General features: G+C 39.3%; 14 protein-coding genes and 3 tRNA genes. 4 read left to right on the top strand and 13 right to left on the bottom strand.

All coding sequences use genetic code 11. The features are described 5' to 3' along the window. Window positions 1–102 precede the first annotated feature (102 nt). Window positions 103–2268: a cation:proton antiporter gene (locus NU887_RS12830; RefSeq protein ID WP_258423783.1), complete on the top strand. Its 2166-nt coding sequence runs from the start codon at window positions 103–105 to the stop codon at window positions 2266–2268. Between the two features lie 29 nt (window positions 2269–2297). Here the strand turns inward: NU887_RS12830 and NU887_RS12825 are convergent, their stop codons facing one another. The 4 genes from NU887_RS12825 to NU887_RS12810 form a co-directional block, all read right to left on the bottom strand. Continuing rightward, window positions 2298–2618 (bottom strand): 2Fe-2S iron-sulfur cluster-binding protein, encoded by a 321-nt coding sequence (locus tag NU887_RS12825; protein WP_258423782.1) that lies wholly within the window; start codon window positions 2616–2618, stop codon window positions 2298–2300. A gap of 15 nt (window positions 2619–2633) precedes the next feature. Continuing rightward, the gene (locus NU887_RS12820; RefSeq protein WP_258423781.1) at window positions 2634–3638 is read right to left on the bottom strand and encodes an NAD(P)/FAD-dependent oxidoreductase; all 1005 of its coding nucleotides are present in this window, start codon (window positions 3636–3638) and stop codon (window positions 2634–2636) included. A gap of 93 nt (window positions 3639–3731) precedes the next feature. Next, window positions 3732–4163 (bottom strand): MarR family winged helix-turn-helix transcriptional regulator, encoded by a 432-nt coding sequence (locus NU887_RS12815; protein ID WP_258423780.1) that lies wholly within the window; start codon window positions 4161–4163, stop codon window positions 3732–3734. Between the two features lie 94 nt (window positions 4164–4257). After that, complete coding sequence (locus NU887_RS12810) at window positions 4258–5118, bottom strand: toxin-antitoxin system YwqK family antitoxin (protein WP_258423779.1); 861 nt, start codon at window positions 5116–5118, stop codon at window positions 4258–4260. Window positions 5119–5255: 137 nt separating this feature from the next. Between NU887_RS12810 and NU887_RS12805 the strand changes: the two genes are divergently transcribed. The 3 genes from NU887_RS12805 (at window position 5256) to amaB (ending at window position 9967) form a co-directional block, all read left to right on the top strand. Beyond that, the gene (locus tag NU887_RS12805) at window positions 5256–6458 is read left to right on the top strand and encodes a pyridoxal phosphate-dependent aminotransferase (protein WP_258423778.1); all 1203 of its coding nucleotides are present in this window, start codon (window positions 5256–5258) and stop codon (window positions 6456–6458) included. 856 nt (window positions 6459–7314) lie between these two features. After that, window positions 7315–8367 carry a DUF4421 domain-containing protein gene (locus tag NU887_RS12800; protein ID WP_258423777.1) on the top strand — a complete coding sequence of 351 codons (1053 nt, stop codon included), beginning with the start codon at window positions 7315–7317 and terminating at the stop codon, window positions 8365–8367. Between the two features lie 55 nt (window positions 8368–8422). Further along, window positions 8423–9967: an L-piperidine-6-carboxylate dehydrogenase gene (gene amaB, locus NU887_RS12795; protein WP_258423776.1), complete on the top strand. Its 1545-nt coding sequence runs from the start codon at window positions 8423–8425 to the stop codon at window positions 9965–9967. Window positions 9968–10010: 43 nt separating this feature from the next. On the opposite strand, the gene NU887_RS12790 is transcribed toward amaB, so the two are convergent. The 9 genes from NU887_RS12790 to NU887_RS12750 form a co-directional block, all read right to left on the bottom strand. Beyond that, a complete protein-coding gene (locus NU887_RS12790) occupies window positions 10011–10418 on the bottom strand; it encodes a hypothetical protein (RefSeq protein ID WP_258423775.1) in 408 nt (135 codons plus the stop codon). 41 nt (window positions 10419–10459) lie between these two features. Further along, window positions 10460–10858, bottom strand: a complete 399-nt coding sequence (locus NU887_RS12785; RefSeq protein WP_258423774.1) for a hypothetical protein — start codon at window positions 10856–10858, stop codon at window positions 10460–10462. Between the two features lie 301 nt (window positions 10859–11159). After that, on the bottom strand, window positions 11160–12050 hold the full coding sequence (locus tag NU887_RS12780) for a M23 family metallopeptidase (protein ID WP_258423773.1): 891 nt from the start codon (window positions 12048–12050) through the stop codon (window positions 11160–11162). A gap of 302 nt (window positions 12051–12352) precedes the next feature. After that, window positions 12353–12655 (bottom strand): outer membrane protein assembly factor BamE, encoded by a 303-nt coding sequence (locus NU887_RS12775; protein WP_258423772.1) that lies wholly within the window; start codon window positions 12653–12655, stop codon window positions 12353–12355. Between the two features lie 309 nt (window positions 12656–12964). Then, window positions 12965–13026, bottom strand: a tRNA-Ile gene (locus tag NU887_RS12770). A 1-nt stretch (window position 13027) separates the two neighbouring features. Then, complete coding sequence (locus tag NU887_RS12765; RefSeq protein WP_113925601.1) at window positions 13028–13276, bottom strand: GIY-YIG nuclease family protein; 249 nt, start codon at window positions 13274–13276, stop codon at window positions 13028–13030. 25 nt (window positions 13277–13301) lie between these two features. Beyond that, window positions 13302–13376, bottom strand: a tRNA-Val gene (locus NU887_RS12760). A 33-nt stretch (window positions 13377–13409) separates the two neighbouring features. Continuing rightward, window positions 13410–13484: transfer RNA gene (locus tag NU887_RS12755), tRNA-Val, on the bottom strand. A 126-nt stretch (window positions 13485–13610) separates the two neighbouring features. After that, window positions 13611–15452: a TonB-dependent receptor plug domain-containing protein gene (locus NU887_RS12750; protein ID WP_258423771.1), complete on the bottom strand. Its 1842-nt coding sequence runs from the start codon at window positions 15450–15452 to the stop codon at window positions 13611–13613. Window positions 15453–15497: the final 45 nt, after the last annotated feature.

The raw sequence follows: 15497 nt of genomic DNA, 5'->3' as shown, positions 1-15497 counted from the left end.
AAGGACTGATTTATTTTCAGTCCTTTTGAATTATATCAAAATCTAAAAAGATTTTTTGAAAGGATTTTTGTTTAAATTCATGCCTATTTTAAATGGAGCAATATGATTTTTGGTTCAGAATTGAGTTTTAAACTTCCCTTGGAAAACCCGGTTTTGATTTTTTCCATTATTCTTTTCATTATTCTTTTTGCACCTATATTGCTAAATAAAATAAAAATCCCGCAATTGATAGGGTTGATCCTTGCAGGTGCCGCCATTGGACCAAATGGCATAAACATGTTGGAACGTGACAGCAGTTTAGTCTTATTTGGTACTGTTGGATTGCTATATATCATGTTCTTGGCCGGATTGGAAATTGATCTTGGAGACTTTAAGAAAAACAGCGGCAAAAGCATGGTTTTTGGGATGTATACCTTTATTATACCCATGGTTTTGGGGACTGCCACAGGGATTTATATCCTCAATTTCAGTATTCCGACATCAATTCTTTTGGCAAGTATGTTCGCTTCGCATACGCTGATAGCCTACCCGATAATCAGCAAGTTGGGAGTAATCAAAAACAAAGCTGTGAGTGTCGCGGTAGGTGGAACTTTGATTACTGATACGCTTGCCTTGTTGGTATTGGCGGTAGTGGTCGGGATGTCTACCGGAGAGGTGACCGGAGGCTTTTGGTTAAAACTTGGGTTCTCCATTCTTATTTTTACAGGAATCATTATTTTCTTGTTTCCTTTGCTCGGAAGGTGGTTTTTCAAGAAGAATGACGATAATATTTCACAGTATATATTTGTCTTGGCTTTGGTTTTTTTGGGAGCTTTTCTGGCAGAGGCTGCCGGGATTGAAGCGATCATCGGTGCTTTTTTGGTTGGATTGGCATTGAATAGGCTGGTGCCTCATACCTCACCTTTGATGAACAGGATAGAGTTTGTAGGAAATGCTTTGTTTATCCCTTTTTTCCTTATCGGAGTAGGGATGCTCATAGATTTCAAGGTTCTTTTCATGGATAAGGAAACCATATTGGTGGCAATTGTTATGACAGTTGTGGCGACGCTTTCTAAATTTTTAGCTGCCTATTTTACCCAAAAAACCTTCAGATTTTCCGCAGCTCAGCGGGATGTGATTTTCGGATTGAGCAATGCCCAGGCAGCAGCTACATTGGCAGCTGTTTTGGTAGGTTACAAGGTTATTGTTGGACAGACAGAATCAGGTGAACCTATCAGGTTGCTCAATGAAAGTGTCTTGAACGGTACAATTTTGATGATTTTGGTGACTTGTACCATTGCATCACTAGTAGCTCAAAAAGGTGCAGCCAAGCTTGCGTTGGAAGAAGGAGACGAGGAAAGTGATTCTGATAAAGACAAAGAGCCTGAAGAAAGAATTTTGATTCCTGTCAATTATCCTGAAAACATTGAGGAATTGATCCATCTTGGGGTGACCGTCAAATCTAAATCTTCAAAAAATTCCCTGTATGCACTCAATATTGTTCCATCAGACTCAGGTGATGAAAGTAAGGAAAAATATGCCAAAAAATTATTGGGAAAAGCAAGTGTAAGTGCAGCGGCTACAGACCATAAATTGACTGAGTTGATTAGATATGATTCCAATTTGGTCAATGGCATCACGAATGTGGTCAAAGAAAATAAAGTTACAGATATCATTCTTGGGCTACACAAACAACAAGGGATATCAGATACCTTTTTGGGCAAGTTGACTGAAGGCATTTTGAGCAAATGCAATATCACGGCTTTTATTTATCAAAGTCATCAGCCTCTAAATACAGTAAGTAGGTATATCATTACAGTGCCTGCCAATGCCGAAAAGGAAATGGGATTTCTTTTTTGGTTACTTAGAGTATGGAATATCGGCAGAAATACTGGATGTAAATTGGTTTTTTATGGGGCAGAAGAAACTTTGAAATTTATCAAACAGGTTCAGCAAAGATTCAGTATAGAAGCGGGATTTGTTGAATTTTCAGATTGGGAGGATTTTTTGATTATATCCAGGGATTTGAAAGAAAATGACGCCCTCATTGTTGTCCTTAGTAGAAAAAACGGCGTTTCTTTCGATCCAATAATGGACAAAATACCGAATTACCTAAACAAATATTTCAATAAAAATAATTACATACTGATTTTTCCGATGCAATATGATGTGGAGCAAAATGGAAGACACAATTATTTGGGTACATCAATTTTTAACCTAAATACTTCCGGAACTCAGGATTTTACAGCTTTTTCAAATCTTGTGTCAAAACTTTTCAAGAAAAAATAAAAATCCCCGGCAGTTACCGGGGATAAAAATCAATTGTCTTCGCCTCTTAATTTGACCACGGCCCCTTCGAGAATGGGACCGATCCTGACTTGACAGGCCAATCTACTCGTAGGATAATATTCCGGCAGGTTTTCCAATTGGTCAAGCTCCACATCAGAAGCATGGCCAAGTTCATCCTGACCTTCCAATATTTCAACATGGCAAGTCGCACAAAGTGCCATGCCACCACATGTGGCCAACACAGGATATTCTGAGGCTTTTAATATCTCCATCAAACTCAAACCCATATCATCGGGCGCTTCGATGGTCTGACGGTTACCGTCGTGATCTTCTACAGTGAATGTTACCATGTCCCAAAAGTAAGGTTAAAATGAATTTACACCATTCACTGTGGTATATTTAAAGCTCAGTTTTTGGTCAGGATATACAAATTTGAAAGCAGAGTGCATCATGATGGCCGCTTCATGGAATCCACACAGAATCAGTTTCAATTTGCCGGGATACGTATTGATATCACCAATGGCATAGATTCTTTCCACACCTGTGGAATAATCCCTTGTATCCACTTCGATTGCATTTTTGTCAATATTCAATCCCCAGTCTGCGATCGGACCAAGTTTAGGGCTCAAACCGAATAAAGGGATCAGGTAATCTGTATCCACAGTGATTTCTTCTTTGCTCTTTCCTTCCAAAACTACGGTTTTGAGTGTTCCGTTTCCGCCAAGTTCCTTCAGGTTAGCTGAAAGAATCAAATCAATTTTTCCCCTGTTGGCAAGGTCATAAACTTTGGCAGCTGAATCAGGTGCGCCACGGAAAGTTTCATTTCTATGAACCAAGGTTACCCTTTCGGCAACATTGGAAAGGTAAATGGCCCAATCTAGAGCTGAATCGCCACCGCCTGCTAGCATCACTTTCTTATCTCTGAAATGTTCAGGATTCTTAACCATGTAAGTCACCCCTTTGCCCTCAAATTTTTCAAGGTTTTCCAAAACGGGTTTTCTAGGCTCGAATACACCCAATCCGCCTGCGATAATGATTACCTGGGCATGAACTTGGGTCTTGTCATTGGTGGTAACAATAAAAGAACCATCTGCTTGCTTTGCCAAATGGTCTACCCTTTCGCCCAATGTGAATGTTGGCTTAAATGGTTTAATTTGTTCCATCAGGTTGTCAACAAGATCCTGAGCTTTGATCTCCGGGTAGCCTGGTATATCATATATGGGCTTCTGCGGGTAAATTTCTGAAAGTTGTCCGCCTACTTGAGGAAGGTAATCAATCAGATGACAACGCATCTTTAATAAGCCTGCTTCAAATACTGCGAATAAACCTACAGGTCCGGCTCCGATGATACAAAGGTCAGTAGTAATCATGATGTGTGCTTTTTTTTTAAACCAACAAACAATGTTATTGTTCGTACAAATATAATTAGTATAACAAGTATATTTTTAATCTTGGCTATTATTCTATTCAAGATTGTTATAAATGGTATTGAGAATCCTTTTGAATTCCTCAAAATCGGTTTCTCCCAGGTTTTCCCAAGCCTTTTCTCGGATAGATGCAATCTTTGGCTTAAGTTCCTGCACTTTGGAGGTTCCTTCGGATGTCAGTACCAAATGAAAACTTCTTCTGTCCAATGGATGCGGAACTCGCTCTACATATCCTTTTTTGGTGAGAATATCGATGATTCTTGTCAGGGTAGGCTGATCCTTGAAAACCATCTGTGCCAATTCCGATTGGCTAAGCAGTTCATTTTCAGAAAGGTTTTTCATAATCAGCCATTGATCCACTGTAATATCAAAGTCCTCCAATTTGAATTTCCTTTGGGCATACTGCTTCACTCTTTTGGCTGTCCTATCGAGTAGAAATGAATACTTACTGAATTGTTCCTGTGTCATACCAATAATTAGCATGACAAATATAGCAATTAGAAATAAATTAAAAATATTAACCTACAAAAATTATAGGGAATATAGATTTGTAAAAATGCGATCAATTGGAAGCCAATCCTTCTTTGCGGTAAATGAGATTTCCTTCTTTGTCCCATTCCGCTCTGATATAAGGGGTAAAATCCTTGGTAAAAGGTTTTTCTTGGTATTGGATTTCTCTTTTTCTTACGGTTTTTCCTTTAACGTTCCAATATTCGGTCCAAAGTCCCACCTTTTCTCCAAAGTGGTATTCACCTACCACACCCACCTGACCATCTTCATGGAAGTGGAAAAAATTTCCTTCCATCAAATCGTACTCTATCGGGATCAACTTTTCGATTTTCTTTTGCTCCCTATTGTAATAAGTGACTTTTGAGTCTTTTGGCCAACCTTCAGAATAATGAAGTTTATCCTGAAGGACCGTTTTGGTATCGAATGTCAACCAAGTGCCGTGTTTGGTTCCAAAATAGAAATAACCTTTCTCCACCAATACTTCGCCTATTTCCCTCTCATAAGGACCATGGAGAAGATATCCTCTGGCAGGATCAAAATCTTTGGTACGGATGACTTTATCCCTGCTATCGATCCAATGGATATCCCTGATATAAGGGTCGGCAGGCCTATTTTGAGTGGTGTAGTTGTATATCTGATATTGCGTTTGTTCCCTGATGTTTTGTCTGACGTAACCTTTTTTTGTTTTTTCCCCGAAATAGATGTTCTTTTTGATTTTTTTCTTTTCAGCTTTCTTTTTTTCGGTTTTTGCATTGTCATCAAACAACAACAAAGGGGCAGCTGTAGGTAAAAACCTATCCGAAACTACACCCGAGGAGTCAGGATCTACAGTCTCAGCTTTTTTCTCTTTTTGACCAAACACTGAGCTGGAAAAAAGCATGAAAGTGAAAATAAATAAATGCCTTGTTTTCATGTATTTCTGTAACGATTTGCCGGGTGACATTATTTTATTGTAAAAATATAGATTCCTGACCAAATCAGCGGTTAAGTTTAGAATTAATCATTGTAATCCGTATTTTTGGCGGAATTTAAAAATTAACAACCAAGAAAATGAATTCTATATTATCCGACCGCATCATTCAGATGGAAGAATCGGCCACATTGGCCATGGCAAAGAAAGCCCGGGAACTGAAATCCCAAGGCAAAGATATCATCAGTCTGAGTTTGGGTGAGCCAGATTTCAAAACACCCAAGCATATCCAAGAAGCAGCCAAAGCGGCTATTGATGAAGGAAAATACTTTGCATATTCCCCTGTGGCAGGATATCAGGATCTGAGAGAGGCTATTGCCAAAAAACTTCGGGATGAAAACCAGATTTCCCAGGCAAAGGCCGAAAACATTGTGGTTTCGACCGGGGCCAAGCATTCTATAGCCAACGTCTTCATGTGCATGATCAATGAAGGCGATGAAGTGGTGATTTTTTCTCCTTATTGGGTAAGTTATGCCGAGATCATCAAGTTGGCGGGAGGAGTTCCTGTATTGATAGAAGGCAATCTTGAAAATAATTTTAAAGCAACTGCCGCTCAGTTAGAAGCAGCATTGACTGATAAAACGAAAGCAGTTATTTATTCATCCCCATGTAATCCTACAGGGTCTGTTTTTAGCAAAGAAGAGTTGGAAGCTATCGCCGAAGTGGTAAAAAAGAGAGAAAATCTTTTTGTTATTGCAGATGAGATTTATGAATTGATCAACTTCCAAGGAAAAAATTATAGCATCGCATCTTTTCCCGGAATGTTTGAAAGAACCATTACGGTCAACGGATTTTCCAAAGGATATGCTATGACAGGTTGGAGGGTCGGATATATATGCGCGCCTCTATTCATGGCTAAAGCATGTGAAAAAATGCAGGGACAGTTTACTTCGGGAAATACCGGTATTGCCCAAAGAGCTGCCTTGGCTGCTATTTCAGGAGATCAGGAACCTTCCAAAGAAATGGAAAAAGCATACCTGAGAAGAAGAAACCTAGTATTGGGGTTGATCCGAGAAATTCCCGGAATCAAGACTCATATTCCAGAGGGAGCATTTTATTTCTTCCCTGACATTTCGGATTTCTTTGGCAAATCTGCAGAAGGCCATACAATTAATTCAGCCGACGATTTCTGCTTGTACATCCTCGAAAAAGCAAATGTATCTTTGGTGACAGGGGAGGCTTTTGGAGCCCCCAATTGCATCAGACTTTCCTATGCCGCCTCTGATGAGGAGTTGGTGGAAGCATTGAAGAGGATGAAAGAAGCTTTGGCTTTATTAAAATAAGAAAGCACCAAATTTCATAAAACAACCCCGAGTTACCCAACTCGGGGTTTTTTAATCGTTTTTTTAAGGAATAATGCCCATTTTTTTTATCTGTTTGCCTGAAGTTTTGACATTACGCAATTAGATTTTTTTGATGAAGGCTATTTGAAAGCATTTTAGCAATAACAGAATAGATTTTTTTACAGCAGTTTATTTCATCAGGATAAATGTTTAGTGCATATTCCAAATCAGGCATGTTATTTTACTCTTTTATTGTAACCAATTATTGTGATATGCTTACCCATTGGATATAAAAATATGAAAATTTAAAGAAAAATTTTACTTTACGATTTTTCCATTTTTTCTACTAATTAGACTCATCAATAATACCTTTAAAATTTCATAGCGAAACTTGAGTGATATTTATATTATTTACTAATCATTTAATATATTGAAATTCAATTGATTATAACCTATTTTAGACTCAAAAATGGAAACCAAACTCTGAAGAAATTATATTTTTAAATTAAATTATATCGATTGCTAAATTGTTTTAATGGGCTTATAACCAAGATTTTCAACTCTTTTGAAAACTTATTTATAATTTTTTGGCTAATAAATCAAAAAATACCGTGAAAAGGGTATTGGAATATTCAATAAAAGTTTTTTATATTTGTCCCGGGTGATTAAGCAACTTTTTCTGCTAAAGACTTTTGAAAATAAAACTGAATGGAGATTATTTAGATAATCATTTTTACTGATCTCCATTTGACATTGTAAAATCCGCACTTGTTGCGGATTTTTTTATTTAAGGACTTGATAATTCTTATTTTTGGATATGGTAAAACCACAAAATTGTTATTTCGGGCTTTTGGGCATGAATTTTTTCCTGGGGATCTCACTGACCCTAGGTTTCTTTTTCCTTTTACCATCTACATCTTTAGCCCAAGAAGATACGACCTACTATATTTCCTACAAGAAAATGTTGACAACGAGATTATACACTTCGAGGAAATACACCTCTCTTTTGATATCAGGAATAAATGAGAGTACTCGAATTCGACTTGAACCTAATTCTACACTCAACTTGGGAATTGGAGCCACCTATAATGATTTTACTTTGAACCTCGCTTATGGCTTTGGTTTTATGAATCCCAATCGGGACCAAGTAGAAACACAATATTTGGATTTGCAGGCACATGCTTACCCCAAAAATTGGGTGATTGATCTATTTGCACAATTCTACAGAGGATTTTATGTAAACAGTTATTCAGGCCCATTGCCCAATATCCCTTCTGAATTGGCATTTCCGGATATGAAAGTAAGAAAGTTTGGAGCCAACGTGCAGTACCTATTGAATGGTGACAAGCTGTCCCTCAAGGCAGCTTTTCTTCAAAGTGCTTGGCAAAAAAAATCAGCTGGAAGTTTTGTAGCAGGTATGGAATTTTATTTTGGAATGGCAGAAGATACCCAAAACATATTGGCCGAATTAATTCCTGACCCATTGGAATTCAAGAGGTTGGATTTTTTTGAATTTGGACCCAACATAGGATATGTACACACTATTGTGATTGCCAGGCACTTTTTTATTACAGGGATGGTCTCAGGTAATATTGGCCTTGGCAACTCCAGCATTACTACTGATTTGGGAAAAGAAGGCAATTGGGGATTCAATACCAATTATTTCTTAAGGGGTTTTGCAGGGTATAATGGCCCTATTTGGTCTATCAATGCCAATTACGTGCATAACAATGTCCGAATCGAGGAAGCAAAAAATTATGTTACAGATTTCCAGACAGGAAATTACCGGATCAATTTCGTTTATCGATTTGATGTGGGACCCAAACTTAGACCTGTACTCGATTATGTAGATATTAACAAATACCTTCCAAAATCAAAAAATGGAAAAAAGAAAAAGGAAGAACAATAGGTTTATTTTTTAATAATTTTACCAAAAATGCCGGAACAGTAAATCCAAGTATACCATGTCAGATCAATTCGGAATAAAAGCCGCCCTCCAAAATCTTGGACTTAAGGCTGAAAACTCAGGGACTTCTACCGGAACTTTGTGGATCAATACGGGAAAAGAGTATATCAGCTCTTATTCTCCTGCCGATGGGGCACTTATCGGCAAAGTCCAGGTGACAGACCGTCAAAGTTATGAACAGGTCATCGCCAAATCCCAAGAAGCATTCCAAATATGGAGAACTACTCCTGCACCAAAGCGGGGGGAAATCGTCCGCCAAATGGGCAATGCACTCCGAGAAGTAAAAGCCGATTTGGGCAAATTGGTATCTTATGAAATGGGCAAATCTTATCAGGAAGGACTTGGCGAAGTGCAGGAGATGATCGATATCTGCGACTTTGCAGTCGGGCTTTCAAGACAACTTTACGGACTGACCATGCACTCAGAGCGTCCGGGACATAGGATGTATGAGCAATGGCATCCTATCGGAGTGGTTGGGATTATCTCCGCTTTCAACTTTCCAGTGGCAGTTTGGTCATGGAACAGCATGATAGCTTGGGTTTGCGGTGACGTCTGTATCTGGAAGCCTTCGGAGAAAGCACCGCTTTCGGGAGTTGCCTGTCAGCATATTATCAGTAAAGTACTTAAAGAAAATAACTTGCCTGAAGGTATTTCAGGATTGATTGTGGGAGATTACAAAGTAGGGCAGATGATGACAGAGGATACCCGGGTTCCTTTGATCTCCGCGACAGGATCCACCCGAATGGGAAAAATCGTCGGCCAAGCTGTTGCAGCAAGATTGGGAAGGTCGTTGTTAGAACTTGGTGGCAACAATGCCATTATCATAACCGAAAACGCTGATCTTGAAATTGCCATCCGTGGTGCACTTTTCGGGGCAGTGGGGACAGCAGGACAGCGCTGCACTACCACAAGAAGGCTGATTATCCACGAATCCATTTATGATAACTTCAAGCAAAGGTTGGCCGCGGCCTACACCAAATTGGTTATAGGAAATCCTTTGGATGAGAAAAACCATGTCGGACCTTTGATCGACAAAGAAGCCGTGGACATGTATCTCAAAGCCATAGAAAAAGTAAAAAAGGAGGGAGGAAAAGAGTTGGTCGAAGGTGGAGTGCTCAGCGGGTCAGGTTATGAATCCGGCTGCTACGTGAAGCCTTCTATCATTGAAGCTGAAAACCATTTTGAAATGGTTCAGCATGAGACTTTTGCACCAATCCTGTATATCATGAAATACAATAACCTGGAAGAAGCCATCGCTATGCACAACGGTGTGCCTCAGGGATTGTCCTCAGCCATCATGACGCTGAATATGCGGGAGGCGGAAGCATTTCTTTCGGCTGCAGGGTCGGATTGCGGCATTGCCAATGTCAATATCGGGACATCCGGCGCAGAGATCGGAGGTGCTTTTGGCGGAGAAAAAGAAACCGGTGGAGGCCGTGAATCAGGCTCTGACTCTTGGAAAGCCTATATGCGCCGACAAACCAATACCATCAATTACAGTACTTCCCTGCCTTTGGCGCAGGGGATAAAGTTTGATATCTAATTAAAAAGTAAAAGCCCTTGGAAGGAATTCCAAGGGCAATTTTTCAATTTATTTTTCTCACTAAATAAGAGAATCCTACTATCCCGCCCACAACCATTGCCAGGTAATCCCCCACATAATTATGAGGTGCATCGAAATTAGAGGAAATCCTAAAGTGGAAACTCATCAGGTATACGTAGGCAATTGCCAGTATAGGGACAATCAAAAACCAGTAGTATTTTTTGAGTTGATGTCTCAATACAATAAAAATTGTAAAGGATAAGAGGTAAAATCCAAACACGGTAGCTGAAGCTAATAGAAAAACATAAAGCGCCCATCCAAATATTTGTCTAATGAATGACATTTCTTCATAATCCTTCGCTAAGAATAGGCCTGCTATCAAAGAATAGGCGAGTAAAGTGAATAGGTAGCCTAAAGTGAATTCAATTGTGTTTCTTTTCAACCCTTTCATGCATTAAAATGGAATAGAAATTTTTCTTGAATTAGTAATTTTTAGGTGATTTTTTTCAATAAAAAAGTGAACCCAACTATCCCGCCCACAACCATTGCTAGGTAATCCCCCAGATAATTATGTGGGGCATCGAAATTAGAAGAAATCCTAAAGTGGAAACTCATCATGTACACATAGGCAATTGCCAGAAAAGGGACAATCAAAAACCAGTAGTAATTTTTGAGTTGATGTCTCAATACAATAAAAATTGTAAAGGATAAGAGGTAAAATCCAAACACGGTAGCTGAGGCTAATAGGAAAACATAAAGCGCCATTCCCAAAACATCTTTAATATAGGACATATTCTCATAACTCTTTCCCAAAAATAGGCCTGCAACCAATGAATAGGATATTAAGGTTATAAGATATCCCAATATAAATTGAAGTGTTTTCTTAAACATTTTTGGGTGCAATTTTGTGGATATGGCTAATACTATCAGTTACTTTTTCTTTTTGATAAAGATTTATCTACAATCGGGATTTTCATGCAAATATCATTTTGATTTTTTTTGATGCTTTATGAAAAGTTTGCCAAACTATTTTAGGGGCAAATTTTACCATTATCAAAAGAATTGTTTTCAGGTGAAAAATGATGACTTGTAAAGCATTTGGAAAACAGGAATTGAAAACTGAGCCTGAAATTCCCAAAATGAAATTAGTCGACTAAAATCGGCTCACAGAAATTTCAGGCCACATTTTCATTTATTTTTTAAAGTAATTTTTGACTTCTTTTTTGTCCATCTCAAGTGTCACCAATTCTTCGGGATGAGAGGCAGTAAGGTTGAGTGCAACGGAATTGCTGTTGAATTTATTTTGGCCATCAGTTAAGATAACCGGGAAATTTATCCAAATTAATCCATTGTCATCCTTTTGCCACCTGCTTTGGATCATTTTTACCTGGATTTCATCCACGTTTGTAACAGGGTTGGATTCTGCTATCGGTTGGCCGGGAAAAACAGTGGCACCAACCTCTACTTTTGCAGAATTTGCTTTTAGTCCGGTTAAGCGGCTGAAACTCCCGTCTTGGTGATATATTTCTATAAAGTTTTCTGCATTAAAATCCACAGGACCTCCTGCTTGATTTGTTTGATCCATTTTGATTTCGCTGATGATTCCTTTCCTTGGGGCACAAATCACGGAAGGTTTTTCAAAAATGAAACCAACGCCGACAAATCCGTTGCTCTCAGATAATCTGTCCATATTCGTTTGGGTGGTGAGAGGCCTCATATTGACTACTTGTCCATCACCTACCGGAATCAAATAAGGGGGAAGGCTAAGAGTATCTCCGACAGAATATCCTCCTTTAAATACCTTGCTGTTGTAGTTAAACGATGTCTTTGCATTTAAATAAGGAGATCTCAACTTGACCAAGTTTGTTTTCCCGGGTTTTGCCACGGCATAAATTACATTTCCGTCCCAAGATTCAAGGTTTTCGAGTTTGACAAATTCAATTCTAATGGTGAAAGGGATTACATCTTTGTTGAATGCAATCAGGGTTATATTCTTTTCTGTGTCCTGTTCTGCCACTATTTGGACTTGGCCTTGGACAATAAAACTCGACAAGACTAAGAGGACGGTTGCTAGAGATTTCATTAAGGGATTTTTTTGAAACTTAAGAATTATTTTTAAAGGTTCAAATAACTCTGGAGATTGGAAAAGACATCCGAAAATCAACAGGTAAATTTTGTCTTCCAAACGCATGTGAGGTAAAAAGCACTTGGAAGGAAATCAAAGAACTTTTTGTGATCGAGAAATACCCATTTCCTATTCCTGATTCCATTTCTGAATATCTACCTCACAGGATGCGATTTTGAATCCGAGGATAAATCTTTCAGTTTATAGCCACCTATCTTAAAAACCAAAATGATGAATTTCATGCGGCTTTATTTTCATTGTCACTCCAAAGGCTGAATGTGAACAACTCTTCCTGAATGATCAAATGAAACAGAAATATTGGAAGCTGCAGCAAATGGTGTCTGGTAATAATAGACGCTATCACCATACGTATTTCCCATTTTTTCAATCGGTAAACCTATAATTTCAAACACCTCTGGCATGCTCATTCCATTCTTGATCAACATGATTTTTTCGGCATTTTCATTCCCTTTGATGGCGCCAGGGCTCCATTTTATGAAATAGAGGCTAATTGCTAAAACTAGAAACCCTGCTGAAAGAATGGCTTTAAATAGCTTCTTCATTTGCTTCTTTCTGGGCTTGAAACTGAATTTCTAATGTATTTATCATGTAAAAAGGTGAATTGTATAGTTTCTGAAAAATAGGAATTGAAAACTGAGCCTGCAATTCTGGAAAGAAAATTAGTCGACTAAAATCTGATCAGCGGATTTTGCCAATTTTGGCTACTTGAGATTTAAGTCCACCACGATCAATTTCTGTAAGTTATTTACTACTATGATTAAACAGGGTTTCCCATTTGATTGGATACCTAAAAAATAGAATCAAAAAATTCAAGGGCATAAAAAAAGCCTCTTTTGAGGCTATGTGGGAGTTGAGGGATTCGAACCCCCGACCCTTCCGATTATAAATCGGAATGCTCTGAACCGGCAGAACTATTATTGATTGATCAATTCGATGATTTTTTTTCTGCTCTTCATCGATTTTATCTGTCGTTCTCTGGCATAAGCTGATTTTTTATCCTCAAACTCTTCCTTGTATACCAAGATCCAATCCGGAGATTTGCCCGTAAATCCTTTATGATTGGAGTTGTGTTTTCGCAATCTTTCATCCATTACTTCGCAAGTATGTCCGACGTAATATTTGTCAAGGTTTTTTGAGTAGAGGATATAAAAACTACAAGGCATAAAAAAAGCCTCTTTTGAGGCTATGTGGGAGTTGAGGGATTCGAACCCCCGACCCTCTGCTTGTAAGGCAGATGCTCTGAACCAGCTGAGCTAAACTCCCAAGAAAATTTGTTTTACTCTTTTAATAATGTTGTGGGAGTTGAGGGATTCGAACCCCCGACCCTCTGCTTGTAAGGCAGATGCTCTGAACCAGCTGAGCTAAACTCCCATTATCAAATCCACTCTCTTTCAGAATGGAGTGCAAATGTAAACTTTAAATTATATGTTGGCAAAAAATGCCTTGAATTTTTTGAAAGACTTAAGTAAGGTCCTGATTCTTAACACCTAATTTTTTTCAATTCAGATTAATCATAAACCCGGCCTTAAACCATCTTCCTGGCATCTGCACAAATCCCGCTTCGACATAATCGGCATCGGTAATGTTGGAGACTTCCAGGAAAAGCCCGAATTTCTTCAGCCTGTTGTAATCCAATCTCGCATCCAATAGAAAATAAGGTTCCAAAGCCATCCTTTCGATATACCTTCCCTTGATGGTGAGTTCGGCACGCTTCACAAATTCCGCCTGAATGCCGCCGATTACCTGATGTCTAAGCGAATTCAATGCATAACGCGATTCGACGCCTGAAACTTGATTGAGGTCCGCATTGATATAGTTGTAGCTGAGCATCAATTCCTTGATTTTGGCATTTTCGCCTCCCAAGTCAGCAAGGTATTGGATAGATGTCTCGATGCCGTTAAACCGCACTTCAGAAATATTTTGTGGTGTCCACTTGTTTCGGTTGGGTTGGGTTTCGCTTGGTTCTCTGTTCCAATCGATCAGGTTTTGGGTGAATCTGTGAAAAAACACCAACTCAGTCCGCAACCTGCTTTTGTTGAATTTCCAGCCGATTTCAAAGTTTTCAGCTTCTTCGGGCAAGAGGTTAGGGTTGCTTTGGTTGCTTGGATCTTCATAATACAATTCGGTGAAAGACGGAATCCGGAAGCTGATTCCATAATTGGAATAAAGCCTTGAATAGGCATTGACCTGATAACCGATTTCCGCTCCGGGAAAATGCTTCCATTTGTATTCGTTGTAGTAATTGGAATAAAGTCCCGCCCGGAAGTCAAATTTCTCGGCGAATTCAATCCTGTGTTCGGCAAAGATTCCCGCAAAAGTCCGGCTTCTGTTGCCAAGGTTGGTGCTCTCGATTTTCTCTTCCCTGCCTTCAATCCCAAATCCTGTTGTTCCGATTTTGGAAGTGTAGGTGCCGTTCAGTTCCAAAGCAAAAACATCTGAAGTATGAAGGTTGGTGTAGAATGCCGGTTCATTTCTCCTGAGTCTGAACTCATCGTCATTCCTTCTCCAATATCCGCGTGTCTGAAAATAGAGTTTGTCAAATCTGTAAGTATGACTCAGGGCAGCAAGAAAAGTCTGCACGCTTTCCCATTGGTCGGGAAAGGAATTGGTGTAGAAGCCATTTGCCCCAAAGTCCCGATCGGAATATCCTGTCATGGCCCGGATTTCATTTCGGTCATTGATTTCAAATCCCGATTCATAGAACAGGTTGGTCACTTTAAAATCTGAATTGTACCAATGTCCGTCTGAAGCATCATGGGAAGCGGAGATGGTTTGTTTGTATTTTCCGACAGGAAGGGAAGAAACAATACTTCCCCCACGCATTCCAAAATCACCTCCAAATCCCTGGATATTGAGACTTTTTTTATCAGAAAGCATGGTGATGACATTCACTGCACCTGCAAAAGCATTTTGTCCAAAAATCCTCGACCCCGGTCCTTTTAGCACTTCCACCCTTTGGATGGCTTGAAGGGGAACAGGAATATTGACCATATGGTGACCGGTCTGAGGATCGGTGAGTTTGATGCCGTTGATCAGCATCAGGGTTTGTTCAAAGTTTCCGCCTCGGATCCCGATATCTGCCTGCACGCCGCTGACTCCCCTTTGTCTTACATCGACCCCCGGGGTAAATGAAAGAACCTCTTGTAAACTTCTCGCTGGAGTGGTTTCAATGGCTTTTCTGTTGATGACAGTGATGTTTCTGGAAACTTTGTTAAAAGGGATTTCCATCCTGTTTTCCATGATGGTCACTTCGCCCAAATCCACAGTCGTGGTATCCTGAAGGGCATTGGCAAAGCCGACTGAAAGCAACAAACCCGAAATCGTAAATCTAATCCGCATGAATAGCTGTGGTTTTTGATCCGGCAAAGTACCTAGGATTTATTT

It is taken from the genome of Aquiflexum gelatinilyticum (genome assembly GCF_024741135.1).
Taxonomy (GTDB): Bacteria; Bacteroidota; Bacteroidia; order Cytophagales; family Cyclobacteriaceae; genus Cognataquiflexum; species Cognataquiflexum gelatinilyticum.
This window is presented reverse-complemented; position numbering and strand designations above follow the sequence as displayed.